We start from the raw sequence: 24049 nt of genomic DNA on the forward strand, positions 1-24049 counted from the left end.
GAGTGAGGTGTGAACCCGGCCGAATCAACGGCTTTGTGATGACGATGTGATGTGGGATTGCTCTCAGGCGACCACCAATTCGGGGAAATCCCTAATCCGCCCCCGTATGCGGGCTGCATTTCCTTTGATCGGCCCGGTCGGTGGTTTCCTCGTGATTGTCGATCCGTTCACCGAATACCGGTACCGAATTCAGGGCGGGCCTGATCCGTTCAGCCAGAACGCCCCGTACCCGGCCGACAGCAGCGCCACCCCGGCGAGCACCGCCGCCGGCCGGGGCATCCGCGCCCTGGCCAGGGCGAGGGCGAGCGGCAGCAGCAGCGGGAAGGCGGGCATCAGCAGCCGCGGCTTGGAGCCGAAGTAGCTCGACGCGCACAGGGCGAGGGCGGTGACGACCCCGGAGTAGACGAGCAGGGGCAGCGGCTGGCGCTGTCGTACCCCCGCCGCGTACAGCCACAGGACCAGGGCGACCCCGACGATCAGCGCGACGCCCGCGAGCGCGCCGGGGACGGACGTGAAGCGGGCGGCGACGAAACGGGCGAAGGCCAGGCCGCCGTCGAAGCCGTTGCGCCAGCCGGCCTGGACGTCGAGGTAGCCGAGGACGCCCCCGCCCGTGCGGTGGCCGACCCACAGCACGTACCCGGCGGCGCCCAGCGGCGCGAGCACCATCCCGGCGAGGCGCCGGGCGCCGCCGGGCCGGTCGTTCAGGGTCGCGGCGATCCCGGCAGCCCAGACCGCCGCCACCACCGCGAGCCCCACCGGCCGGGTCAGCCCGGCCAGCGCCGCCAGCGTCCCCGCGCTCACCCAGCGCCCGGTCAGCACCGCGTACAGCGACCAGGCGGCCAGCGCGGTGAACAGCGACTCGCTGTACGCCATCGACTGCACGATCCCGACCGGCAGCACCGCCCACACCAGCACCGCGCAGACCCCGGCCCGGCGGCCGTACACCCGGTCGGCCACCGCGAAGATGCCCCAGGCGGCGGCGAGCGAGGCGAGCAGCGCGACGGCGAAGCCGGCACCGGCGGCCGACAGCGGGGTCAGCGCCGCGCCGAGCCGTTCCAGCCAGGGCAGCAGCGGGAAGAAGGCCAGATTCGAGTGCACGTCGCCGTTGGGCAGCCGCACCTGGTAGCCGTAGCCCAGCTCGGCGACCCGGGTGTACCAGAGGGAGTCCCAGCGCGCGGTCAGCAGCGTCCAGGCACTGGTGCCGCGCGCCGCGCTCCAGACGGCCAGGACCAGCAGGCCCAGGGCGCGCACGGCCGCGTACCCGAGCAGCGCGGGGGTCGCCCGGCGCAGGGCACCGGGGCGGGCCGCCGCCGCGCGCGTCTCTTGTTCGATCACGCACCCGATTATCGGCCGCGGCACTTACCGGCCGGTCCACCGGGGCGCACGGCCCCCGCCGAGGCGGCGCCGAGTGTGAGCAGCACCATGCGGACCTCGCCGCCCCCTGGCGTAATCTGGCCAGTCACTCGCGGTCCGCGCGGGCCGGAAGGCGCCGCCGAAGCACCGGCCGAGGCGCGGGGAGTCCCCACCCCGCAGCCCACCGGACGCGAGGCACACCTTGGAGGTACGTACATGTCCGGGACGACCACGGCTGCCGCTGCCCCGCGCCGCCGGGCGGCCGGGGCCGGTGCCAACCGCTGGGTGGTCCTGGTGGTGCTCTGCGCCAGCCTGCTGCTCGTCGCGGTCGACGCGACCGTGCTCCACGTGGCGGTCCCCGCCGTCACCGAGGACCTGCGGCCGGGCGGGATCGAGCTGCTCTGGATCGTCGACGTCTACCCGCTGGTCTGCGCCGCGCTGCTGATCCTCTTCGGCACGCTGGGCGACCGGGTCGGCCGCAGACGGGTGCTCCTGCTCGGCTACGCCCTGTTCGGCCTGGCCTCCGCCCTCGCGGCCTTCGCCGGGAGCGCGCCGGTGCTGATAGCGGCCCGGGCGCTGCTCGGCGTCGGCGGGGCGATGATCATGCCGGCCACGCTGTCCATCCTGCGCCAGGTCTTCCCCGACCGGCGGGAACGGGCGCTGGCCATCGGGATCTGGACCGCCGTCGCCGCGGTGGGCGCGGCGCTCGGGCCGCTGCTCGGCGGCGCCCTGATCGAGCACTTCTGGTGGGGCTCGGTCTTCCTGGTCAACATCCCGCTGATGCTGGTCAGCCTGCCGGTCGGGCGGCTGCTCCTGCCCGAGTCCAAGGGCGACGGGCAGGGCCCTTGGGACGTGATCGGGGCGCTGATGGCCGCCGCCGGGCTGTTCGGCGTGGTCCTCGGGGTGAAGCGGCTCGGCGCCGGAGACCCGGTCCTCTCCGTCCTGACCTGGCTCCCGCTCCTGGCCGGCGCCGCCCTGCTGACCGGCTTCGTCCGCCGCCAGAAGCGCCGCACGCACCCGCTGGTCGACCTGGCGATGTTCCGGCGCCCGGCGTTCAGCACCTCGGTGGGCTGCATCGTGCTCGCCATGCTGGCCCTGGTGGGCCTGGAGCTGATCGCGGCGCAGTACCTCCAGCTGGTCCTCGGCCTCTCCCCGCTGCAGACCGGGCTGCGGCTGCTGCCGCTGACCTTCGCGGCGATGGCGGCGGGCCTCGTGGGGGCGCGGCTGCTGCGTTCCCTCGGGCCGCGCCGGATGGTGTGCGCGGGCTTCTGCCTGACGGCCGGCGCGGTGCTGCTGCTCACCGAGATGGGCCGCACCGACGACAGCGCGCTGCTGCTGACCGGCTTCGTGCTGCTCGGCTTCGGTCTGGAGACGACCCTGTTCGGGGCGTACGAGTCGATGCTGAGCGAGGTGCCCCCGGAGCGGGCCGGCGGCGCGGCGGCCATCGGCGAGACCTCCTACCAACTGGGCGCCGGGATCGGCATCGCCCTGCTCGGCAGCGTGATGAACGCCGCCTACCAGCCCGGCGCGTCGGGCGGCGTGCCCGGTGTGCCGGGCCCCGACTCCCGGGCCGCCGGGCACTCGCTGGGCGAGGCGTACGAGGTGGCCGCGCGGCTCGGCGGCCCGGCGGGCGTCGCGCTGCGCCGGGCGGCGACGGACGCCTTCGTGCACGGGCTGCACGTCACCCTGCTGGTCAGCGCGGCCCTGCTGGCGCTCGGCGCGCTGATGGCGCTGCGGTTGCCGCGGGTGATGCACTGCGAGCCGGCCAGGGTCCCGGCGCCGAGGGACGCGGCGGACTCGCGCGTCTCGGTGTAACGTCGGGGCCGAGCCGCCGTAACTAGCGGTGCTAGTTTTACGAAGCCAGGTTTCCGTCCCCGGAGGGTGTCCCATGGCCGCGTCCCGGAAGTTGCCCGCGTTCGACCCCGCCGACCCGCTCGGCCTCGACGACCTGCTGGAGCCGGAGGACCTGGCGGTCCGCGACACGGTCCGCGACTGGGCCGCCGACCGGGTGCTGCCGCACATCGCCGACTGGTACGAGCGGGGCGAACTGCCCGGCGTCCGGGAGCTGGCCCGCGAACTGGGCGCCATCGGCGCGCTCGGCATGTCGCTGAAGGGCTACGGCTGCGCCGGCGCCAGTGCCGTGCAGTACGGCCTGGCCTGCCTGGAGCTGGAGGCGGCCGACTCCGGCATCCGCTCGCTGGTCTCCGTGCAGGGCTCGCTCGCCATGTACGCGATCCACCGGTTCGGCAGCGAGGAGCAGAAGCAGGCGTGGCTGCCGCGGATGGCGGCCGGCGAGGTCATCGGCTGCTTCGGACTGACCGAGCCCGACCACGGCTCGGACCCGGCGGGCATGCGCACCCACGCGAAGCGGGACGGCTCCGACTGGGTCCTGACCGGCCGCAAGATGTGGATCACCAACGGCTCGGTGGCCGGTGTCGCCGTGGTGTGGGCGCGCACCGAGGACGGCGTCCGCGGCTTCGTGGTCCCCACCGAGAGCCCCGGCTTCTCCGCGCCGGAGATCAAGCACAAGTGGTCGCTGCGGGCCAGCGTCACCAGCGAGCTGGTCCTCGACGGCGTGCGGCTGCCCGCCGACGCGGTGCTCCCGGAGGCGACGGGGCTCGGCGGGCCGCTCTCCTGCCTCAACCACGCGCGCTACGGCATCGTCTGGGGCGCGATGGGCGCGGCGCGCAGCTCCTTCGAGGCGGCCCTCGAGTACTCCCGGACCCGGGAGCAGTTCGGGCGGCCCATCGGCGGCTTCCAGCTGACCCAGGCCAAGCTCGCCGACATGGCGCTCGAACTGCACAAGGGCATCCTGCTCGCCCACCACCTCGGGCGCCGGATGGACGCGGGGCGGCTGCGCCCGGAGCAGGTCAGCTTCGGCAAGCTGAACAACGTGCGCGAGGCCATCGACATCTGCCGGACGGCCCGGACGATCCTCGGAGCCAACGGGATCTCCCTGGAGTACCCGGTGATGCGGCACGCGACGAACCTGGAGTCGGTGCTCACCTACGAGGGCACCGTCGAGATGCACCAACTCGTCCTCGGCAAGGCGCTCACCGGGATCGACGCCTTCCGGTGAGGTGACACGAAGTCGGGCGAGGTGGGGCGGGGCCGCGGTGCGCGGCCCCGCCTCAGCTCTGGTTGAAGAAGCCGTCCGAGCGGTGCGCGGCCGGCTCGCCGGTGACGACCTGGGTGTCGGCCGGGCTGAGCAGGAACACCCGGGTGGAGACCCGCTCGATGGAACCGCGCAGGCCGAAGATGAGACCGGCCGCGAAGTCGACCACGCGCTTGGCGTCGGCGCCCTCCATGGCGGTCAGGTTCATGATGACCGGGACGCCGTCCCGGAACAGCTCGCCGATGGCCCGGGCGTCCCGGAAGCTGTCCGGGGTGACCGTGGCGATGCGCCGGCCCTTCTCCTCCGCGACGTCCGAGGCCGTCCGCACCCGCGGATCGGTGACCCAGGCGTCCCCGGAGCCGGTGGTGCCCTCGGAGTAGTCGTCGTCGTAGTAACGCTCGTCATCGTTGTCGTCGACGAGGCCGAGCCACGCACTCGCCTTGCGTACCGATCCCATGGACGCCTCCTCTCACAGCGGTCTTGTGCGCTTCCGCATCCCTATCGTCGTCCATGATGCGGACGTCGCGCCAAGTGGATAGACGCCGCACGGGGGGTTTGTGACGGTACTGGTGCACAGCGGATCCGTCGAGAGTCCATGTGTCCCAAGGGTCGTTGCTCAAACGGCCGCTGACTGCCTGTGAAATATGATGATCTGCGCGGACGGGTGAGTGACGGAGCGTACGGGTGAACCGGCGGCCGGTACGATGCCGCAGCTCAACGTCGTCCGCACCCACGGGGGAGTGCTGTGTTCGGAATCGTCAGGCCTTGCAGGCATCGGCTGGGGGAGCGGCTCGCCGGTCAGTGGATGGCGCACTTGTGCGGGTTGTGCCTCGCACTGCGGAAGGACCACGGACAGTTCGCGCGTGTCGTGACGAACTACGACGGGCTGCTCATATCGGTGTTGACGGAGGCTCAGGCCGCCCCGGGCGGCCGGGGCGCGGGGCGCCGCACCGCCGGACCGTGCCCGCTGCGCGGGATGCGCACCGCGTCCGTCGCGCACGGCGAGGGCGCCCGGCTCGCCGCGGCCGTCTCGCTGGTGCTGGCGTCGGCGAAGGTGCGCGACCACGTCGCCGACGGGGACGGACTGCTGGCCCGCCGGCCGGTCGCGCTCGCCGCCCGCCGGGTCGCCGCGGGCTGGGACGCGGCCGGCGCCCGCGGTGGCACGGCCGTCGGCTTCGACACCGCCGTCCTCCTGGACGCCGTCGACCGGCAGGCCGGGATCGAGGCGCTCGCCGGGCCCGGCACGTCCCTGCTCACCGTGACCGAGCCGACCGAGACCGCCACCGCCGCCGCCTTCGCGCACACCGCCCACCTCGCCGGCCGGCCCGGCAACGCCGCCCCGCTGGCCGAGGCCGGGCGCCTCTTCGGGCGGCTCGCCCACCTCCTGGACGCCGTCGAGGACCGGGCCGCCGACGCCGCCGCCGGCGCCTGGAACCCGCTCACCGCCACCGGCACCCCGCTCACCGAGGCCCGGCGGCTGGCCGACGACGCCGTGCACGGGGTGCGGCTCGCGCTGCGCGAGGCCGAGTTCACCGACCGGGGTCTGGTGCACCGGCTGCTCGCGCACGAGCCGGCCTCCTCGGTCGACCGGGCCTTCTCCACCGTCACCTGCGCGCACGGCGGCCCGCAGGGCGGCAACCCGTACGCCCCGCCCGGGCAGACGCCCGGCGGTCCCGGTGCGCCGCCGCCCCCGGAGCCGCCGCGCGGGAACCGGCGGGGCCTGCTGGCCGGGTGCGCGGTGTGGCTGGGACTGGCCTGCACCTGCCAGCTGTGCTGCGGCACCTACGAGGACCCGTGGAGCGGGGAGCGCAAGGAGTCACCGTGCTCCGACTGCTGCGATTGCGCCGACTGCTGCGGCAACTGCGCCGACTGCTGCAGCTGCGACGGCTGCTGCTGCGACGGGTGCGGCTGCGACTGCTGACGCCGCCCGGCAAGGCGGTTCCGCCCGTACATGTCCGCTTCACACTGGTGTGGAAGGGTGGCGGGCATGACGACGGACGCATTCGAGGAGTGGCGGCGCTGGCGCGAACACCGCGTCGCGGCGGTCTCGGCTCCCTACGGGCCGCTCGCGCTGACCGGCACGCACTGGCTGGCGGACTTTCCGGACGGGCGACTTCCGGACATCCCCGGGCACTGGACGGCCGACGGCGACGCGGTGCTGCTCTCCGCCGCCGCCGACGAAGGGCTGACCGTGGACGGGCGTCCCGTCGACGGCGAGGCCCGCCTCACGGCAGACACCGGACCCGCCGCTGAGGCCCGGGTGGCGTACGGGGACCGGCGCCTCGTCGTGCTGGCCCGCGAGGGCGTCTGGGGCGTGCGCGACTTCGACCCCGGCGCCGCGACGCGGCGGGCGTTCAAGGGCATCGCGGCCACGCCGTACGACCCGGCCTGGGCGGTGCCGGGCCGGTTCACCCCGTACGAGGAGGGGCACCGCAGCGTGCGGGTGCCGAACGCGGACGGGCGGGAGCGGGGGCTCGGGCTCGGCGGGGAGCTGGCCTTCGCCCTGGCCGGTGCGGAGCTGACCCTCCAGGTGAGCGTGGAGGCGGACGGCTCGCTGTGGGCCGTCTTCGCCGACGCCACCAGCGGGGTGAGCAGCTACCGGTTCCGGTTCCTGCGGCCGGCCGCGCCGGACGCGGAGGGCCGTACGACGGTCGACTTCAACCGCGCGCTGCTGCCGCCGTGCGCTTTCGCCGACCACTTCGTCTGCCCCTTCCCGCCGCCGGGGAACACGCTGGAGACGGGGGTGGAGGCGGGGGAGCGGGAACTGGGCTGACGCCGAAGGGGACTCGGCCGAGGCGCGAGTGAGTCCGACGGCCGAAAGGCACCCTTGTGCCGACCGGCCGTTCGGCCGAATACTCCGAACTCAGCGCTTGTCAGGGGCACGTCGTGTTCGAAATCCGGACACCCGGCCCGCTGGCTGCGCCTCACGGGCCCAACCCCACGAGAGGGCCCCCGACTTCCTTTGTGGAGGACCGAAAAGTGAGGATCAAGCGCACCAACCCCCGCAGCGGCATCACGAGACGGACCCGGCTGATCGCCGTGTCCACCGGACTCGTGGCCGCGGCCGCGATCGCGGTCCCCAGCGCGAACGCGTCCAACACCCCGGCCGCCTTCAGCGGAGCCGAACTCGCCGGCGCGAGCGCCTCGGTGCTGAAGGCCGACATCCCCGGCACCGCCTGGGCCGTCGACGGGAACCGGGTGCTCGTCACCGTCGACAGCACCGTCTCGCAGGCCGAGATCGCCCAGATCAAGGAGCAGGCCGGCGCCAAGGCCGGCGCGCTCACCATCAAGCGCACCCCCGGTACCTTCAACAAGCTGATCGAGGGCGGCGACGCCATCTACGCGAACAGCTGGCGCTGCTCGCTCGGCTTCAACGTCCGCAACAGCGCGGGCGCCTCCTACTTCCTGACCGCCGGGCACTGCACCGACGGCGCGGGCACCTGGTGGTCCAACTCCTCCCACAGCACGACCCTGGGCACCACCGCCGGGTCCAGCTTCCCGGGCAACGACTACGGCCTGGTGCGCTACACCAACACCTCGATCGCCAAGGCCGGCACGGCGGGCGGCGTGGACATCACCCGCGCGGCCACCCCGAGCGTGGGCACCACCGTCATCCGCGACGGCTCCACCACCGGCACCCACAGCGGCCGGGTCACCGCGCTGAACGCCACGGTCAACTACGGCGGCGGCGACGTCGTCTCCGGCCTCATCCAGACCACGGTCTGCGCCGAGCCCGGCGACTCCGGCGGCCCGCTCTACGGCAGCAACGGCACCGCCTACGGCCTGACCTCCGGCGGCAGCGGCAACTGCACCTCCGGCGGCACCACGTTCTTCCAGCCGGTCACGGAGGCGCTGAGCGCCTACGGCATGAGCGTCTACTAGACGCCCCCGCCAGGCCGGTCCCACCGGCCCGTCGTCCGGCACCGAGCCCCCGCACGCGTCCGCCGTGCGGGGGCTCTCCTTTGCCCGCACACAGGAGTGAAGGCCCTGTGACCGCCCTGCGTTTGTCGTGCGCACGTCCTGCTGGCGACCTTGTGTGTCCGCTGTGCGGACGGGAAGAGTGAGCGCTCGTCAACCAGCCTTCCGGCCCGCGGATCCCCCACGACCTGCGGTCCGACCCCCCACAGGAGGACGCGAGTTGAAGCACCGACGCATACCCCGGCGGCGCGCGGCACTGGCAGGCGCGGGCGTCGCCGCACTGGTCGCCGCGGGAGTCACCTTCCAGAGTGCGAACGCCAGCGAGGCCCCCGCGACCCCCGCGCCCCGGACCCTGTCGGCCACGGCGGCCGGGCAGCTCGCCCACACCCTGCTCGGCGACCTCGGCGCCGACGCGGCCGGCACGTACTACGACGCCCGGGCGAAGAGCCTCGTCGTCAACGTCCTCGACGACAGCGCCGCGCGGACCGTCGAGCAGGCCGGCGCGAAGGCGAGAGTCGTGGAGAACTCGCTCGCCGAGCTGAAGGGCGCCCGCACCACCCTCACCGCGCACGCCGCCGTCCCCGGCACCTCCTGGGCGACCGACCCGACCACCAACAAGGTCGTCGTCACCGCCGACCGCACGGTCTCCGAGGCCGAGTGGGCCAAGCTCACCAAGGTGGTCGACGGACTCGGCGCCAAGGCCGAACTGAAGCGGACCGCGGGGGAGTACAAGCCCTTCCTCGCCGGCGGCGACGCCATCTCCGGCGGCGGCGGGCGCTGCTCGCTCGGCTTCAACGTCACCAAGGGCGGCCAGCCGTACTTCCTCACCGCGGGCCACTGCACCGAGGCCATCTCCACCTGGTCCGACTCCTCCGGCACCGTCGTCGGCCAGAACGAGACCTCCGCCTTCCCGGACAACGACTACGGCCTGGTCAAGTACACCGCCGACGTGGCCCACCCGAGCGAGGTCAACCTGTACAACGGCTCCGCGCAGGCCATCTCCGGCGCCGCCGAGGCGACCGTCGGCATGAAGGTGACCCGCAGCGGCTCCACCACCCAGGTGCACGACGGGACCGTCACCGGCCTGGACGCCACCGTGAACTACGGCAACGGCGACATCGTCAACGGCCTGATCCAGACCGACGTCTGCGCCGAGCCCGGCGACTCCGGCCGCTCCCTCTTCTCGGGCAGCAGCGCGGTCGGCCTCACCTCCGGCGGCAGCGGCGACTGCACCTCCGGCGGGGAGACCTTCTTCCAGCCGGTCACGGAAGCCCTGTCGGCCACCGGCACGCAGATCGGCTGAGCACCCCCCCGGCCAAGTCCCGCCTCGTTTCTGAGGGGCGGGACTTCGCCGTGCCGTCAGGTGTCCTCCACCGGCAGCCGCAGCCGGAACAGCGCCCCGCCTCCGGGCGCCTGGTGTGCGGTGAGTTCGGCGCCGTGGGTCTGCGCGATCTGCCGGGCCATGGCCAGGCCCAGGCCCGAGCCGGGCAGGGCGCGGGCGGCGCGGGCCCGGTAGAAGCGGTCGAAGACGTGGGGCAGGTCGGCGGCGTCGATGCCGGGGCCGTGGTCCCGGACGGCGATCTCCAGCCGCCCGTCCTGCGGTGACCGGGCCGCGCTCACCTCGACCCGGCCGCCGGCCGGCGAGAACTTCGCCGCGTTGTCCAGCAGGTTGGCGAACAGCCGCGTCAGCCGGCTCGGCACGGCGGCGGCCAGGGCGTCCGGGGTGCCGGGGCCGAGGTCGAGGGTGAAGGCGAGGTGCGGCCAGTGGTCCCGGGCCGCGCCGACCGCGTGTTCAAGGAGGGCGGCAGGGCGGACCGGCTCCAGGGCCTGCCGCGGCTCCTCGTCGCGGGCCAGGTCGATCAGGTCGTTGACCATGGTCGTCACCTCCCGCAGCTGCCGGGTGAGGGCGCCGGTCGCCCGCTCCCGCTGTCGCGGGGTCAGCTGCTCCGCCCGCAGCAGGATCTCCGCGTTGGTGCGCAGCGCCGTCAGCGGGGTGCGCAGCTCGTGCGAGGCGTCGGCGACCAGGCGCCGCTGTGCGGCGAGGGACTCCTCCAGGGCGTCCAGCATGGTGTTGAAGCTGACCGCGAGCCGGCCGATCTCGTCCTCCCGGCCGCGCGGCGCGGCCGGCAGCTCGATGCGCAGGCCGGCGTCGCGGGTGGTGGTGATCCGCTCGGCCGTCGAGGTCAGCCGGACCACCGGGGCCAGGCCCGAGCGGGAGACCCAGTAGCCGAGCAGCGCGGCCACCGGCACGCCCGCCCCGCCGATCAGCGCCAGCAGCCCCGCGACCTGGTCCTCGGCCCGGCGTACCCCGTCCGAGCGGAGCGCCACCTGCATGGCCTCGCCCTTCCCGGCGTACGTGGTCAGCACCCGCACCGGGTGCCCGGCCACCCGGGCGGAGCTGTAGAAGGGCGCCCGGTCGCGGGCGGCGACCTCGCGCACGGCCCCGGTGACCGGCAGCAGGTACGCCTCCCCGGGGTCGTCCGCGGCCGAGACGGGCACGAGCTGTGCGCAGGCGGGCGCGGACAAATACCTGCACTCGCCGGCCTGTACTCCGGGCCCGTTGTCCCGCTGCTGCTGCACCGCCAGCGTCGCCGCCTGTGTCAGCTGGAGGTCGAACTGGCGGTGCAGGGTGTACACGGTGACGCCGTACGCGCCCGCGCACACCGCGAGGGCCACGCCGGCCACCGCGGCCGAGGCGGTGAGGGCGAGGCGGCGGCGCAGCGGCGGGCGGCGGTGCCGGCGAGGTGGGCGGGGCCGGCGTTGCGGGGTCACCGCTCCTCCAGCACGTAGCCCACCCCGTGCACGGTGTGCACGAGGCGCGCGGCGCCGCCGGCCTCCAGCTTGCGGCGCAGGTAACCGACGTAGACCGCCAGCGAGTTGGAGTCCGGGCCGAGGTCGCGGCCCCACACCCAGCGGGTGATCGTCTCCCGTTCGAGGACCTGGCCGGGGTGGCGGAGCAGCAGGTCGAGCAGGGCCCACTCGGTGCGGGTGAACTCCAGGCGCCGCCCCGCCCGCACCGCCGTACGGGACTCCGGGTCCACCACCAGGTCGGCGAAGCGCGGCCCGCCCGGCCGGTCGGCCTCCCCGGGGACCGCGCGGCGGAGCAGGGCGCGCAGCCGGGCCGCCAGCTCGTCCAGGGAGAACGGCTTGACCAGGTAGTCGTCCGCGCCCGCGTCCAGGCCGTCCACCCGGTCGCTGACCGCGTCCAGGGCGGTCAGCACCAGGATCGGCGTGCGGTCGCCGAGCGCCCGCAGCTGCCGGCACACGGCCAGGCCGTCCACCACCGGCATCATCACGTCCAGGACCAGGCAGTCCGGCTCCCAGGCCGCGACCGCCGTGAGGGCGGCGTGCCCGTCCGCCGCGCCGCGCACCGTGAAGCCCTCCAGGGCGAGGCCGTCCTCAAGCGCGGCGCGGACCTCGGGGTCGTCGTCCACGACCAGCACCCGGGCGGGGCCGGCGGGGGAGGGGGACCGGGCTGCGTCGTTCATGGTCCCAGCCTGCCAAAAGGCCCTCTTAGAAGCCTCTTAAGGCGGCCCCGGACCGTGTCGGCCATGAACACTCCGCTCTCCGTCGTGATCGGTGCCGGTGGGACCGGCGGTCACATCTATCCCGGGCTCGCCCTCGCCGACGCGCTGCGCCGCCTGGTGCCCGGCGCGGTGGTCTCGTTCGTCGGGACCGAGCGCGGCCTGGAAACCCGGCTGATACCGGGCGCCGGGTACCGGCTGCACACCGTGGACATGATCCCCTTCGACCGCTCCCTCGGCGCGAAGCGCTTCACCCTGCCCGCCGCGCTGCTGAAGTCCGCCGGGCAGTGCCGGGCCGTCCTGCGCGAGCAGGGCGCGCAGGTCGCCGTCGGCATGGGGGGCTATCCGAGCGCCCCGGTCATCCTCGGGGCCCGGCTGGCCGGGCTGCCCAGCCTCATCCACGAGTCGAACGCGGTGCCCGGCCGGGCCAACGCCTTCGCCGCCCGGCTCACCCCGCATGTCGCGCTCGCCTTCGCGGCCGGCGGCGAGCGGCTGCCCGCGGCCAGCCGGCCGGAGCTGGTCGGCATGCCGCTCACCGGGCCGCTGGCCGCGCTCGACCGGCAGGCGGAGCGCGCGGAGGCCCGCCGGGCCCTCGGAGTCCCCGCCGGGGCGCGGCTCCTCCTCGTCAACGGCGGCAGCCTGGGCGCGGCCCGGCTCACCGAGGCGGCCGTGGGCCTGGCGGAGCGCTGGCGCGAGCGCACCGACGTACGGCTGCTGATCAAGACAGGGCCGGACGCCCTGGACGCCGCCCGGGCCCGGCTGCGCGCCACCGGCGGCGACCGCGTCGCCGAGGCGGTGGCCTACCTGGACCGCATCGACCGGACCTACGCCGCCGCCGACCTGGTGGTGTGCCGGGCGGGCTCGGCGACCGTCGCCGAACTGGCCGCCATCGGGCTGCCCGCCGTCCTCGTCCCCTACCCGCACGCCCCGGGCGACCACCAGACCCACAACGCCCGCACGCTCACCGAGATCGGGGCGGGTCTCCTGCTGCGCGACCAGGACACCACCGCCGGCTCCCTCGACGCCGTCGCCGGCTCCCTGCTCGACGACCCGCACCGGCTGCGCGCCATGGCGGGCGCCGCCGCCGCGGCCGGCGTGGGCACGCACCACCGCGACGCCGCCGACCGGCTGGCCCAAAAGGTCATCCGGCTGGCCGGGCGCACATCTCTTGTCCCCTCCTGCTGAACTCCCTCCTGAAAGGCCCCCCATGAACACCACCGACTTCTTCCACGGCCGCACCGTCCTCGTCACCGGGGCCGAGGGGTTCATCGGCTCCACCCTGGTCGACCTCCTGCTCGCCCGGGGCGCCACGGTCCGCGCCTTCGTGCACTACAAGCCGTACGCCGAGAAGGGCAACCTCGCCCACGTCCTCGACCACCCCCGCATCGAGCTGATGGCCGGCGACGTGCGCGACGCGGGCCGGGTCATGGACGCGGTGGAGGGCTGCGACACCGTCTTCCACCTCGCCGCCCTCATCGGCATCCCCTACAGCTACGACTCCCCGGGCGCCTACGTGGCCGTCAACGTCACCGGCACCGAGAACGTCGCCGAGGCATGCCGCCGGCACGGGGTGCGCCGTCTCGTGCACACCTCCACCAGCGAGGTCTACGGCACCGCCCTGACCGCGCCGATCGGCGAGGACCACCCGCTCCAGCCGCAGTCGCCGTACTCGGCCTCGAAGATCGGGGCCGACATGATGGCCCTCTCCCACCGCCACGCCTTCGACCTGCCCGTCACCGTCGTGCGGCCCTTCAACACCTACGGCCCCCGCCAGTCGGCCCGCGCGGTCATCCCCACGATCCTCGCCCAGCTGCACTCCGGCGCCCGGGTGATCCGCCTCGGCTCGCTCACCCCCACCCGCGACTTCACCTACGTCACCGACACCGCCCGCGGCTTCCTCGCGCTGGCCCGGTGCGACCGGGCGCTCGGCGAGGTCGTCAACCTCGGCACCGGCGAGGAGATCGCCATCGGCGACCTGGCCCGGCAGCTCGTCGCCGTCTCCGGACGGGAGGCGGAGATCACCGTGGACGAGACCCGGCTGCGCCCGAGCGGCAGCGAGGTGCACCGCCTGCTGTCGGACAACTCCCGCGCCCGCGCCTGGGCGTCCTGGAAGCCTGAGGTCCCGCTGGAGGAGGGCCTGCGCCGCACCTCCGACTGGGTCCGCGACCACCTGCACCTGTTCGCGCCCGGGCGCTACGCGGTCTGAGCCGCCCCCGGCGCGGGCGGCTCGGTCTCCTGCCGCCTGCGGCGCAGCGTCGCCGCCAGCATCGTCACCGCGCTGCCCGCCACCGCCCACGCCGACAGCACGAGGAGCGGGGCGGTGAGGGCGTTGCCCTTGAAGTAGGCGATCGAGCGGGCCGCCCAGGTGCCCGCGCCCGGTGGCAGGGCCGGGCCGATCGCCTTCCAGAACGGCGGCAGCATCGGCAGCGGGAAGGCGCCGCCCGCGCTCGGGTTGCCGGCGATCACCACGAGCAGGATCGCCAGGCCGATGCCGATGATCCCGAAGAGCCCCTGGAGCGCGAGGGTGGCCGCGCCGACGGCGAAGGTGATCAGGGCGCCGGTCCACCACAGCCCCACCACGCTGCCCGGCAGGGCGCCCAGGATCGGGCCGATGATCACCGCGCCGCCCAGGCCGCCGGCGATCGCGACCAGCGCCATCACCAGCAGCCGGATCGCCGCGCGGCGCGGGTTGGCCGGCCGGGCGCCGGTGCTGATCGCCAGGATCGAGGCGCAGAGATAGCCGCCGACGCACCAGCCGACGACCAGGTAGAAGGACGACAGCCCGTTGAAGTCCTCCCCCGAGGCCGAGGCCACGTCGGCCACCCGCAGCTCGCGCCCCTCGGCCTGCTCCAGCTGGACGGTGAGGCTCTCCAGAGCGGCGGCGAGGGCCTTGCCGCCCCCGGAGGCGACCAGGAGGGTGTCGGTGCGGCCTTCCGGGTCGACGACCAGGGCGCCGTCGATCTTCCGGTCCAGGATCTGCCGCCGTGCGTCGGCCGCGTCGGCCACCGTGCGGGGGTCGAGCGGTGTGCCGGGCAGCCGTTCGAGGCGCCGCACGGTCTGCTCGGCGGCGCCCTTGGGTGCGGCGACGCCGAAGGGCACGTCCACCGGCTTCGGGGCGTGCAGGGCGCCCACGTAGGAGGCGATGAAGAGCAGCTGGAGCGCGAGCACGCCGAGGACGAGGAGGGTCGCCCGGGGGGTGACGGCGTCCCGCACCTCCCCGAGGAAGGAGCGGCGGTCCTGGGCACGGCCTGGGGTGCCGGTCGGCATGTCGTGTGACATGTCCTCATCGTCCGGGGCGCCGGGCGTTTGCGCAGGTGGGGAGGGGCCGGACGGGTATCGCACATGCATTCGAAATTTGGTCTATGGTGGAGGCGAGATAGCTGGGAACGGATGTTCGATAGAGCGTCTGCGGGTGAGAGTGCGGGAGGTGCGTGTGCCGGGTTTCACGCATCTGCACACCGTCTCCGGGTTCTCCGCGCGCTACGGCGCCTCCCACCCCGAGCGGCTGGCCGAGCGCGCCGCCGAGCGGGGCATGGACGCCCTCGCGCTCACCGACCGCGACACCCTCGCGGGCACCGTCCGCTTCGCCAAAGCCTGCGCCGCGGCCGGCATCCGCCCGCTGTTCGGCACGGAACTGGCGGTGGCACCGCCCGAGCCGGCCGCCGGTCGCCGCACGGACACCTCCGTACGCCGGGACCGGCCCCGCACCCCCGTGCGCGGCGGCGCCTTCCTCGACGAGTCCGCCCAGCGCGTCACCTTCCTCGCCCGGGACGGCGCCCGCGGCTGGGCCGACCTGTGCCGCCTGGTCACCGCCGCCCACGCCGACACGGGCGAGGCCGGCCCGCTGCTGCCCTGGGCCGGCAACCACGGCGACGGCCTGACCGTCCTGCTCGGCCCCGCCTCCGACGTCGGCCGCGCCCTCGCCGCAGGGCGCCCCGACCGCGCGGCCCGGCTGCTCGTGCCCTGGCGGGAGGTCTACGGCGACGCGCTGCGCCTGGAGGCCGTCTGGCACGGCCGGGAGGGCACCGGGCCCGGCTCCCTGCGGCTGGCCGCCCGGACCGTCGGCCTCGCCGCCGAACAGGGCGTCCGGCCCGTCCTCAGCAACGCCGTCCGCTACGCCGACCCCGGTCAGGGCCCGGTCGCCGACGTCCTGGACGCCGCCCGCCGCCTGGTCCCGGTCGGCGCCGTCGGGGAGCTGGACTCCGGCGAGGCGTGGCTGAAGGACGCGGGCGCCATGCGGGAGGCCGCCGAACGGATCACGGAAGCCGCGGGGCACCGGCGCGACACCGCCCACCGGCTCCTGGAGCAGACCCGGGAGACGGCCGCCGCCTGCCTGGTCGACCCCGAGGACGACCTCGGCATGGGCGCCGTCCACTTCCCCGAGCCGCACCTGGTCGGCGCGGGGCGCCGCACCGCCCAGCGGGCACTGGCCTCCCGGGCCGTGGCCGGCATGGTCAGGCGCGGCTACGACCGCGGGCCCGGCGCCCTGCGGTACTGGGAGCGGATGCACCACGAGCTGGACATCATCGCCCACCACGGCTTCGCCTCCTACTTCCTCACCGTCGCCCAAGTCGTCGACGACGTGAGGGAGATGGGCATCCGGGTCGCCGCGCGCGGCTCGGGTGCGGGCTCGCTCGTCAACCACCTCGTCGGCATCGCGCACGCCGACCCGGTCGCGCACGGGCTGCTGATGGAGCGGTTCCTGTCCCGGGAGCGGGTGGTGCTGCCCGACATCGACATCGACGTGGAGTCCGCGCGCCGCCTGGAGGTCTACCGCGCGATCATCGGCCGGTTCGGCACCGAGCGGGTCGCGACCGTCGCCATGCCGGAGACCTACCGGGTGCGGCACGCGATCCGCGACGTCGGCGCCGCGCTCTCCATGGACCCGGCCGAGATCGACCGCGTCGCCAAGTCCTTCCCGCACATCCGCGCCCGCGACGCCCGCACGGCCCTCGACGAGCTGCCCGAGCTGAAGCGGCTGGCGGGGGAGAAGGAGCGCTACGGGCGGCTGTGGGAGCTGGTCGAGGCCCTGGACGCCCTGCCGCGCGGGGTCGCCATGCACCCCTGCGGGGTCCTGCTCTCCGACGCCTCCCTCCTCTCCCGCACCCCGGTCGTGCCGACCAGCGGCGAGGGGCTGCCCATGGCGCAGTTCGACAAGGAGGACGTGGAGGACCTCGGGCTGCTCAAGCTCGACGTGCTCGGCGTCCGCATGCAGTCCGCGATGGCGCACGCGGTGGCCGAGGTGAAGCGGGCCTCGGGCGCCGAGGTCGACCTGGACGCGCTGCCCGAGGGCGACCCGGCGACGTACCGGCTGATCCAGTCCACCGAGACGCTGGGCTGCTTCCAGATCGAGTCGCCCGGCCAGCGGGACCTGGTCGGCCGGCTCCAGCCCGCCACCTTCCACGACCTGGTCGTGGACATCTCCCTCTTCCGGCCAGGGCCGGTCGCCGCCGACATGGTGCGCCCCTTCATCGAGGCCCGGCACGGGCGGGCGCCGGTGCGCCTGCCGCACGAGGACCTGGCGGAGCCGCTGGCGGGCACGTACGGGGTGGTCGTCTTCCACGAGCAGGTCATCGACATCGTGGCGATCATGACCGGCTGCGGGCGCGGCGAGGCGGACCGGGTGCGGCGCGGACTGTCCGACCCGGAGTCGCAGGGGCGGATCAAGGTGTGGTTCGCCCAGCACGCCGCCGAGAACGGCTACGACGCGGAGACCGTCGGGCGCACCTGGGAGATCGTCCGGGCCTTCGGCAGCTACGGCTTCTGCAAGGCGCACGCGGTCGCCTTCGCGGTGCCCACCTACCAGTCGGCGTGGCTGAAGGCCCACCACCCGGCCGCCTTCTACGCCGGGCTGCTCACCCACGACCCCGGCATGTACCCCAAGCGGCTGCTGCTCGCGGACGCCCGGCGGCGCGGGGTGCCGATCCTGCCGCTGGACGTCAACGCGTCCGGGGTCGCACACGGGATCGAACTGGTGTCTGAATCACCGGCGGTGTGGGGGCTGCGCCTCGCCCTCTCGGACGTCCACGGCATCAGCGAGGCCGAGGCCGCCCGGATCGCCGAGGGGCAGCCCTACGCCTCCCTGCTGGACTTCTGGGAGCGGGCCAGGCCGAGCAGGCCGCTGGCCGGACGGCTCGCCCAGGTCGGCGCCCTCGACGCGTTCGGCGCCAACCGGCGCGACCTCCAGCTGCACCTGACCGAGCTGCACCGGGGCGCCCGCGGCGGGCGCGGGGACCAACTGCCGCTGGCCGGCGGCCGGAGGACCGCCCCGGCCGGGCTGCCCGACCTCACCTCGGCGGAGCGGCTCAGCGCCGAGCTGGGCGTGCTCTCCATGGACGCCTCGCGCAACCTGATGGACGACCACCGGGAGTTCCTCGGCGAGCTGGGCGTGGTCTCCGCACGCCGGCTGCGCGATGCCCGGCACGGGCAGACCGTGCTGGTCGCGGGCGCCAAGGCGGCCACCCAGACGCCGCCGATCCGCTCCGGGCGCCGGGTGATCTTCTCCACCCTGGACGACGGGAGCGGCCTGGTCGACCTCGCCTTCTTCGACGACTCCCACGACGCCTGCGCGCACACCGTCTTCCACTCCTGGCTGCTGCTGGTGCGCGGGGTGGTGCAGCGCCGGGGGCCGCGCAGCCTCAGCATCGTGGGGTCCGCCGCCTGGAACCTCGCCGACCTGCTCGAGGTGCGCCGCGAGGAGGGCCTGGAGGGCGTCGCCGCGCGGCTGGCCGGGGCGTCCGGCGGCGCGGGGGAGGTGGCCGCGGCCCAGGACCCGGTGGAGCGCAACCGCGAGGAGGCCGGGCGGCGAACCATCCACATGCCCACGGGATACGAGATGCACCCCTGGGCCGATCTGCGCCCCGCGGGCGAAGGGCCCGCGGTGGGAAGGAAGTTGTGGCACCAGAGCCCCGGGAGTGCGGGATGAGGCACGGGACGAGGAGGAGTGCGGGATGACGATTCTCTGCGTACGTTTCCAGCCGCCGGCGAGCGAGACGGCCCTGCCCGGGCTGCTCGGTCTGCTGGAGGAGTTCACGCCGGTCGTCGAGGCGCTGCCTCCCGACGGGGCGCTGGCCGATCTCGCCGGCGCCGAGCGGTACTTCGCCCGCGACGCGGTGCAGCTCGCCTCGGTCATCCGGGTCCGCGCCCTCGCGCTGCACGGCGTCGACTGCGCGATCGGCGCCGGGCCCGGGCCGCTGCTGGCCCGCATGGCGCTGCGGGAGGCCATGCCGGGGACGACCCGCGCGGTGGACGCGGACGGGGCGGCGGAGTTCCTGGCCGGCAAGCCGGTCGCCGCGCTGCCCGGCGTCGGCACCGCCACCGCACGGGTGCTGTGCGAGTACGGCCTGGACACCCTCGGCCGGGTCGCCGCCGCGCCCCTGTCCACCCTCCAGCGCCTGGTCGGCGCGCGCACCGGCCGCGAACTGCGCGAGAAGGCCCAGGGCGTCGACCGCGGCCGGGTCGTCCCGAACGGCGTCTCCCGCTCACTGGCCACCGAACGCCCCTTCAGCCGCGACGAGCTGGACCCCGACCGGCACCGCCGCGCCCTGCTGTCGGCCGCCGAGGAACTGGGCGCCCGGCTGCGCGCCGTGGACAAGGTGTGCCGCACCCTCACCCTCACCGTCCGCTACGCCGACCTCCCCCACTCTCGAATCAGCTCGAGCGGGGGGACCCCCACCGCCACCACCCGCACCCGCACCCTCCCCGAGCCGACCGCCCACTCGGCCGCGCTCGCGAAGGTCGCGTACGCCCTGTACGAGTCCCTCGGCCTCCAGCGCGCCCGGGTCCGCGTCCTCGCCCTGCGCGCCGAGGGCCTCACCCCCGCCGAACACGCCTCCCACCAGCTGACCTTCGACCCGGTGGACGAGAAGGTCCGCCGCATCGAGGAGGTCGCGGACCGCGCGCGGGCGAAGTTCGGACCGAGGGCGGTGATGCCGGGGTCCCTGGCGGCCTAATTGGCCCACGGGGGCGTGAGCCGGGTGCCGTCGGCGAGTTCGGCCTCCAGGCCGACGGACGTGGTGACCCAGGCGGTGGCGGTCCGGTCGGCGGGGTTCTCCAGGGCGAGGGTCGCACCCGGATTGATGATCACCGTGTCCCCGGCGGCCACCCGCTCGGTGCGCCCGTCCACCGTCACCACCAGCTCCCCGTCGAGCAGGTGGAAGACCTCCTCCCGGCTCACGCGGTGCGCGGGCCCCCCGCTCCCCGCGGGGATCTCGACCCGCCAGGCGGCCAGCTCCCTGCTGCCGGTGCGCGGGGCGGCGTACGAGACGAAGCGGGCGCCGTGGATCTCGTGGACGACGGCCTCGGACGAGCGGACGACGGGCATGGCTGCTCCTCGGTGTGATCGGTGACCAGGATGGTCAAGCTGCTTGTCCATGCGGAACCATGGTCAAGCTGCTTGACCATTTCGTCAAGAGTGTTTCAATGGCCCCCGTGCAGCCCTCCGACGCCCTCGCCCTGTCCACCGCCCTGCTGGCCGCCGCCGGTGACCTCACCCGGCGCGTCCATGACGGGGTCGTCGCCCGGGGGTTCGAGGACCTGCGGCCCGCGCACGGGTTCGCCTTCGCCCGGCTCGCGCCGGGTGACGCGACGGCCACCGACCTCGCCGTACACCTCGGGGTGACCAAGCAGGCGGCCGGGCAGCTCGTCGACGAGCTGGTGCGCAAGGGGTACGTCGAGCGCCGCCCGCATCCCGCCGACGCGCGCGCCCGGCTGGTGGTGCTGACCGAGCGGGGCCGGGCCTGCACCCGGGCCGCCGACGAGGCCGCCGCGGAGGCGGTGGGCGCCTGGGCCGCCGTACTGGGCGAGGACGAGGTCCGCGCCCTGGCCGACCGGCTGCTCCGGCTCGCGCCCGGCGGTCCCATCCGCCCCACCTGGTGATCCCGGCGCGACGCGCCCGGAAGTTTTACCGACGCGTAACTTCCCCTTGTTCCCTACTCGCCCGTAACTTGACGGGTGAACAGCATCCCGTGATCCGGATCACAGGGCGTCATGCCGTCGCACCTCCCTTGAGCCGCAAGGAGATCACCCGATGCTGCCCTGGAGACGAGCCCTCAGACCGCTGGCCGCACTGCTGCTGGCCACCGCTGCCGCCGTCGTGCCCGCCACCACCGCCACCGCCGCCCCGGCCGCCGCCGCCCCCAGCAGCGGCTGGAACGACTGGTCCTGCAAGCCGTCCGCCGCCCACCCCCGCCCCGTCGTCCTGGTCCACGGCACCTTCGGCAACTCCGTGGACAACTGGCTGGGCCTCGCGCCCTACCTCAAGAACCGCGGCTACTGCGTCTTCTCCCTCGACTACGGGCAACTCCCCGGCGTCCCGCTCTTCAACGGCCTCGGCCCGGTCGAGAAGTCGGCCGAGCAGCTCTCCACCTTCGTCGACCGGGTGCTCGCCGCCACCGGCGCCCCCGAGACCGACCTCGTCGGCCACTCGCAGGGCGGCATGATGCCCCGCTACTACCTGCGCTTCCTCGGCGGCGCCGCCAAGGTGGGCGCCCTCGTCGGCATCGCGCCCAGCAACCACGGCACCACGCTGTCCGGCCTGACCAACCTGCTGCCCTACTTCCCCGGCGCCAAGGACCTGCTCACCACGGCCACCCCGGCCCTGGCCGACCAGATCGTCGGGTCCCCGGTGCTCACCAAGCTCAACGCGGGCGGCGACACCGTGCCCGGCGTCGCCTACACCGTCATCGCCAGCAGGTACGACGAGGTCGTCACGCCGTACCGGACCCAGTTCCTCACCGGCGCCGGCGTGCGCAACGTGCTGCTCCAGGACCTGTGCCCGCTCGACCTCTCCGAGCACCTCGCCATCGCCCTCACCGACCGGGTCACCTTCCACGAGGTGGCCCACTCCCTCGACCCCGCCCACGTCGGCCCCACCACCTGCGCGTCGGTCTTCGACTGACGGCCGCGCGTGATCATGCCGCGCACGGGCGGATACCGTGCGCGGCATGGCAGACGAGCAGATCAGGCGGGCGGACGCGGCCGACGTGCCGGCCGTGAAGGCGGTCACCGACGCGGCCTACCGGCCCTACATCGACCGCATCGGCGTGGTGCCGCAGCCGATGGAGGCCGACCACGCGGCGGACGTGGCCGCGGGGCGGGTCTTCGTCACCGGCGAGCCGGTGACCGGCCTCGTGGTCCTGGAGGCCCGCCCCGACCACCTCTTCCTCGACAGCATCGCCGTCCACCCCGACGCGCACGGCCAGGGGGTGGGGCGGCGGCTGCTGGCCTTCGTGGACGCGCACGCGCGCGCCCTCGGCCTGCCCGAGGTCAGGCTCTACACCAACGCCCTGATGTGGGAGAACCAGCGGATCTACCCGAAGTACGGCTACGAGCTGGTGGAACGCCGGGTCGACGGGCCCTACGACCGGCTCCACTACCGCAAGCGGCTGCTCTGACGCGTCTCACCGCGCCGCCCCGCTCACGCGTCCGGCCACCAGGTGCGCGCGATGTCCCGGCGCACCTCGGGCCGCCCGGCGGGGCGCTCGTCCGCCTCCTCGCGGACACGGCGGGCGTCGGTCCTCTTCAGGGGCTTCTGCACGGTCAGACGGCGCATGGCTGCCTCCTCACGGATCCACCGGGTTCCCGGGTTCTCACGGAGGTAGACCCCTTCCCCGCCCGTCACTCATCGATGCACGCGGAACGATGTCAGTTCTCACCGGGGAGACCCGGCCGTCACTCCAGGAGTCCGGCGAAGCCGTCCCCGCGGGCCAGCCGCTCCAGTTCGTCCAGCGCCGCCGTCGCCGCCGCGGCGGCCTCCGGGTCCCGCTCGGCCAGCCCGCTCGCGGCGAACTCGTCCTCGTCCAGGCGCCGTACGTCCGCGCGGTCCACGCCGCACCACAGGTCCAGGTCGAGGTCCTCGACGACCACTTCGCCGCCGCCGCGCACGGCGGGGCGGGTGACGTCGCAGTACCAGCCCTTCAGGGCCCCCGCGCCGTCCCTGACCTCCTTCACCGCGTACCAGCGGTCGCGCCAGTAGTACTCGGTGAACACGTCGCCCGGCTCGAAGCGCACGAAGCCGAAGTCGCGGACGCCGGCGCCCGCCCAGGGGGCGCGGACGGCGAGCCGGGTGCCGTCGTCGCGCAGCAGGCGGGCCGGGTAACGGATCTTCGTGCGGCCCGCCTTGACCAGCACGACCTCCAGCACCGGACCCTCAGGCGACGTCCCGGACATACCGCACCTCCGTACCGCAGATCTCGTAGCCGAACCCCTTGTTGATCGCCAGCATCGGGTCGTTGCCCGCGTCGTTGCCCGTCAGCGCCTCGGTGTACCCGGCGGCGCGGGCGCGGTGCAGCGAGGCGGCCTTGGCGAGCTTGGCCAGGCCCCGGCCGCGGAAGGCGCGGGCGGTGCCGGTCATGGCGGTGACATAGCGGGTGCCGTCGGTGTAGGCCACGCTGAAGGCGACCGGGCGGCCGTCCGCCACCACGACCGAGGTCAGCTCGCGGTTCAGTAGCGGATGGCGCCAGGTCTCCGCGAGCCACGCCTCGTAGTCGGTGAACTCCGTCTCCACGTCGCTCGGTTCGTCGGCCATGGTCTCCGCGTCCAGCGCGAACAGCGGGCGCGGGTCGGCGGCGAAGTCGGCCGCGGTGCGCAGCTCGACGCCCGGGGGAGCGGTGGGCGGGGGCGGCGGGGTGCCGTCGGTCAGGTCCAGGCGCAGGAAGTGGGCGGAGCGGCGCCGCCGGTAGCCGCGGGCCTCGGCGAAGGCGCAGTTCGCCGGCTCGTCAAGGACCCAGCTGTACAGCCGCGTCGCGCCCTCGGCCGTCAGATGCTCCTCGGCGGTGCGCACCAGCAGCCCGCCGGCGCCGCGCCGGGTGCGGTCGGGGCGGACGTAGACGTTCAGGTACCCCTGGCCGGGCTCCGGGCTGTCGTGGACGAGGCCGATCTGGGCGGTGCCGATCGTCTCCCCGTCCTCCTCCGCGACCAGCGAGCGGCTGCGGGCCTCGGCCGGGGTGTGCGCGAGCCGGTGCAGCACGGCCTCGGGCGTCCACAGGATGTACGGAAGGGCGAGGTGGCGGACATGGGCGAAGGCCGCGACATCGGCCGGGTCGTCCGGCCGGAGATCGCGTACGAGGACGGTCATGGGCAGGCACGCTACGGCCGCCGCACGCCCGGCTGCCTCCCATTTTCCACCCGCGATACGGGA

22 protein-coding genes are annotated in these 24049 nt (G+C 74.6%); 13 read left to right on the forward strand and 9 right to left on the reverse strand.

The window, feature by feature from the left end; translation table 11 throughout:
• Positions 1-189: 189 nt before the first annotated feature.
• The gene (locus tag ACGFZL_RS24835) at positions 190-1335 is read right to left on the reverse strand and encodes a hypothetical protein (protein WP_393694845.1); all 1146 of its coding nucleotides are present in this window, start codon (positions 1333-1335) and stop codon (positions 190-192) included.
• Between the two features lie 234 nt (positions 1336-1569).
• On the opposite strand from ACGFZL_RS24835, the gene ACGFZL_RS24840 reads away from it, so the two are divergent.
• The gene (locus ACGFZL_RS24840) at positions 1570-3168 is read left to right on the forward strand and encodes an MFS transporter (protein ID WP_393694847.1); all 1599 of its coding nucleotides are present in this window, start codon (positions 1570-1572) and stop codon (positions 3166-3168) included.
• Between the two features lie 73 nt (positions 3169-3241).
• On the forward strand, positions 3242-4432 hold the full coding sequence (locus ACGFZL_RS24845; RefSeq protein ID WP_393694849.1) for an acyl-CoA dehydrogenase family protein: 1191 nt from the start codon (positions 3242-3244) through the stop codon (positions 4430-4432).
• A gap of 52 nt (positions 4433-4484) precedes the next feature.
• Here the strand turns inward: ACGFZL_RS24845 and ACGFZL_RS24850 are convergent, their stop codons facing one another.
• Positions 4485-4925, reverse strand: coding sequence for a cell division protein SepF (locus tag ACGFZL_RS24850; RefSeq protein ID WP_355175433.1), 441 nt, complete (start codon positions 4923-4925; stop codon positions 4485-4487).
• A 288-nt stretch (positions 4926-5213) separates the two neighbouring features.
• Between ACGFZL_RS24850 and ACGFZL_RS24855 the strand changes: the two genes are divergently transcribed.
• The 4 genes from ACGFZL_RS24855 (at position 5214) to ACGFZL_RS24870 (ending at position 9689) form a co-directional block, all read left to right on the forward strand.
• Positions 5214-6389 (forward strand): DUF5685 family protein, encoded by a 1176-nt coding sequence (locus ACGFZL_RS24855; RefSeq protein WP_393694851.1) that lies wholly within the window; start codon positions 5214-5216, stop codon positions 6387-6389.
• A gap of 66 nt (positions 6390-6455) precedes the next feature.
• On the forward strand, positions 6456-7241 hold the full coding sequence (locus tag ACGFZL_RS24860; RefSeq protein ID WP_393694853.1) for a DUF1684 domain-containing protein: 786 nt from the start codon (positions 6456-6458) through the stop codon (positions 7239-7241).
• A gap of 206 nt (positions 7242-7447) precedes the next feature.
• Positions 7448-8350, forward strand: a complete 903-nt coding sequence (locus tag ACGFZL_RS24865; RefSeq protein ID WP_355175439.1) for a S1 family peptidase — start codon at positions 7448-7450, stop codon at positions 8348-8350.
• 256 nt (positions 8351-8606) lie between these two features.
• Positions 8607-9689, forward strand: coding sequence for a S1 family peptidase (locus ACGFZL_RS24870; RefSeq protein ID WP_393694855.1), 1083 nt, complete (start codon positions 8607-8609; stop codon positions 9687-9689).
• A gap of 56 nt (positions 9690-9745) precedes the next feature.
• On the opposite strand, the gene ACGFZL_RS24875 is transcribed toward ACGFZL_RS24870, so the two are convergent.
• Together ACGFZL_RS24875 and ACGFZL_RS24880 are read right to left on the reverse strand one after the other, a co-directional pair.
• Positions 9746-11158: an ATP-binding protein gene (locus ACGFZL_RS24875; protein ID WP_393694857.1), complete on the reverse strand. Its 1413-nt coding sequence runs from the start codon at positions 11156-11158 to the stop codon at positions 9746-9748.
• A complete protein-coding gene (locus ACGFZL_RS24880; protein WP_393694859.1) occupies positions 11155-11874 on the reverse strand; it encodes a response regulator transcription factor in 720 nt (239 codons plus the stop codon). The genes ACGFZL_RS24875 and ACGFZL_RS24880 overlap by 4 nt, the downstream gene beginning before the upstream one ends.
• A 63-nt stretch (positions 11875-11937) precedes the next feature.
• Between ACGFZL_RS24880 and ACGFZL_RS24885 the strand changes: the two genes are divergently transcribed.
• Both ACGFZL_RS24885 and ACGFZL_RS24890 read left to right on the forward strand, forming a co-directional pair.
• Positions 11938-13095, forward strand: coding sequence for a glycosyltransferase (locus tag ACGFZL_RS24885; RefSeq protein ID WP_393694861.1), 1158 nt, complete (start codon positions 11938-11940; stop codon positions 13093-13095).
• A gap of 22 nt (positions 13096-13117) precedes the next feature.
• The gene (locus ACGFZL_RS24890; protein WP_393694863.1) at positions 13118-14116 is read left to right on the forward strand and encodes an SDR family NAD(P)-dependent oxidoreductase; all 999 of its coding nucleotides are present in this window, start codon (positions 13118-13120) and stop codon (positions 14114-14116) included.
• Here the strand turns inward: ACGFZL_RS24890 and ACGFZL_RS24895 are convergent.
• Entirely contained in the window at positions 14104-15189 is a 1086-nt protein-coding gene (locus ACGFZL_RS24895; protein WP_393694865.1) for a DUF3533 domain-containing protein, read from the reverse strand. The two genes, ACGFZL_RS24890 and ACGFZL_RS24895, sit on opposite strands and share 13 nt — an antisense overlap.
• Before the next feature lie 154 nt (positions 15190-15343).
• On the opposite strand from ACGFZL_RS24895, the gene ACGFZL_RS24900 reads away from it, so the two are divergent.
• On the forward strand, positions 15344-18835 hold the full coding sequence (locus ACGFZL_RS24900) for a DNA polymerase III subunit alpha (protein WP_393694867.1): 3492 nt from the start codon (positions 15344-15346) through the stop codon (positions 18833-18835).
• Positions 18836-18860: 25 nt separating this feature from the next.
• The gene (locus ACGFZL_RS24905; RefSeq protein ID WP_393694869.1) at positions 18861-19862 is read left to right on the forward strand and encodes a DNA polymerase thumb domain-containing protein; all 1002 of its coding nucleotides are present in this window, start codon (positions 18861-18863) and stop codon (positions 19860-19862) included.
• Here the strand turns inward: ACGFZL_RS24905 and ACGFZL_RS24910 are convergent.
• Positions 19859-20233: a cupin domain-containing protein gene (locus tag ACGFZL_RS24910; RefSeq protein WP_393694871.1), complete on the reverse strand. Its 375-nt coding sequence runs from the start codon at positions 20231-20233 to the stop codon at positions 19859-19861. The two genes, ACGFZL_RS24905 and ACGFZL_RS24910, sit on opposite strands and share 4 nt — an antisense overlap.
• Before the next feature lie 107 nt (positions 20234-20340).
• Between ACGFZL_RS24910 and ACGFZL_RS24915 the strand changes: the two genes are divergently transcribed.
• From ACGFZL_RS24915 to ACGFZL_RS24925, 3 genes are all read left to right on the forward strand, one after another.
• Entirely contained in the window at positions 20341-20787 is a 447-nt protein-coding gene (locus ACGFZL_RS24915; RefSeq protein ID WP_355175457.1) for a MarR family winged helix-turn-helix transcriptional regulator, read from the forward strand.
• 151 nt (positions 20788-20938) lie between these two features.
• Positions 20939-21808 (forward strand): esterase/lipase family protein, encoded by an 870-nt coding sequence (locus tag ACGFZL_RS24920; protein ID WP_393694873.1) that lies wholly within the window; start codon positions 20939-20941, stop codon positions 21806-21808.
• A gap of 46 nt (positions 21809-21854) precedes the next feature.
• Positions 21855-22304, forward strand: a complete 450-nt coding sequence (locus ACGFZL_RS24925; protein WP_393694875.1) for a GNAT family N-acetyltransferase — start codon at positions 21855-21857, stop codon at positions 22302-22304.
• Between the two features lie 23 nt (positions 22305-22327).
• Here ACGFZL_RS24925 and ACGFZL_RS24930 read toward each other — a convergent pair whose 3' ends face one another.
• The 3 genes from ACGFZL_RS24930 to ACGFZL_RS24940 all read right to left on the reverse strand — a co-directional run bounded on the left by ACGFZL_RS24930 (position 22328) and on the right by ACGFZL_RS24940 (position 23986).
• Positions 22328-22462: a hypothetical protein gene (locus ACGFZL_RS24930; RefSeq protein ID WP_355175463.1), complete on the reverse strand. Its 135-nt coding sequence runs from the start codon at positions 22460-22462 to the stop codon at positions 22328-22330.
• A gap of 119 nt (positions 22463-22581) precedes the next feature.
• On the reverse strand, positions 22582-23079 hold the full coding sequence (locus ACGFZL_RS24935; protein ID WP_393694878.1) for a DUF402 domain-containing protein: 498 nt from the start codon (positions 23077-23079) through the stop codon (positions 22582-22584).
• Complete coding sequence (locus tag ACGFZL_RS24940; protein WP_393694880.1) at positions 23060-23986, reverse strand: GNAT family N-acetyltransferase; 927 nt, start codon at positions 23984-23986, stop codon at positions 23060-23062. Before ACGFZL_RS24940 ends, ACGFZL_RS24935 begins: the two co-directional genes overlap by 20 nt.
• Positions 23987-24049: the final 63 nt, after the last annotated feature.

Source organism: Streptomyces sp. NPDC048182 (assembly GCF_043202555.1).
GTDB lineage: Bacteria > Actinomycetota > Actinomycetes > Streptomycetales > Streptomycetaceae > Streptomyces.

Excerpts from the sequence above, each read along its gene's own strand:
- ACGFZL_RS24840 (WP_393694847.1), top strand. The coding sequence starts at position 1,570 with ATGTCCGGGACGACCACGGCTGCCGCTGCCCCGCGCCGCCGGGCGGCC.
- ACGFZL_RS24845 (WP_393694849.1), top strand. The coding sequence starts at position 3,242 with ATGGCCGCGTCCCGGAAGTTGCCCGCGTTCGACCCCGCCGACCCGCTC.
- ACGFZL_RS24850 (WP_355175433.1), bottom strand. The coding sequence starts at position 4,925 with ATGGGATCGGTACGCAAGGCGAGTGCGTGGCTCGGCCTCGTCGACGAC.
- ACGFZL_RS24860 (WP_393694853.1), top strand. The coding sequence starts at position 6,456 with ATGACGACGGACGCATTCGAGGAGTGGCGGCGCTGGCGCGAACACCGC.
- ACGFZL_RS24880 (WP_393694859.1), bottom strand. The coding sequence starts at position 11,874 with ATGAACGACGCAGCCCGGTCCCCCTCCCCCGCCGGCCCCGCCCGGGTG.
- ACGFZL_RS24885 (WP_393694861.1), top strand. The coding sequence starts at position 11,938 with ATGAACACTCCGCTCTCCGTCGTGATCGGTGCCGGTGGGACCGGCGGT.
- ACGFZL_RS24890 (WP_393694863.1), top strand. The coding sequence starts at position 13,118 with ATGAACACCACCGACTTCTTCCACGGCCGCACCGTCCTCGTCACCGGG.
- ACGFZL_RS24895 (WP_393694865.1), bottom strand. The coding sequence starts at position 15,189 with ATGTCACACGACATGCCGACCGGCACCCCAGGCCGTGCCCAGGACCGC.
- ACGFZL_RS24905 (WP_393694869.1), top strand. The coding sequence starts at position 18,861 with ATGACGATTCTCTGCGTACGTTTCCAGCCGCCGGCGAGCGAGACGGCC.
- ACGFZL_RS24910 (WP_393694871.1), bottom strand. The coding sequence starts at position 20,233 with ATGCCCGTCGTCCGCTCGTCCGAGGCCGTCGTCCACGAGATCCACGGC.
- ACGFZL_RS24920 (WP_393694873.1), top strand. The coding sequence starts at position 20,939 with ATGCTGCCCTGGAGACGAGCCCTCAGACCGCTGGCCGCACTGCTGCTG.
- ACGFZL_RS24925 (WP_393694875.1), top strand. The coding sequence starts at position 21,855 with ATGGCAGACGAGCAGATCAGGCGGGCGGACGCGGCCGACGTGCCGGCC.
- ACGFZL_RS24930 (WP_355175463.1), bottom strand. The coding sequence starts at position 22,462 with ATGCGCCGTCTGACCGTGCAGAAGCCCCTGAAGAGGACCGACGCCCGC.
- ACGFZL_RS24935 (WP_393694878.1), bottom strand. The coding sequence starts at position 23,079 with ATGTCCGGGACGTCGCCTGAGGGTCCGGTGCTGGAGGTCGTGCTGGTC.
- ACGFZL_RS24940 (WP_393694880.1), bottom strand. The coding sequence starts at position 23,986 with ATGACCGTCCTCGTACGCGATCTCCGGCCGGACGACCCGGCCGATGTC.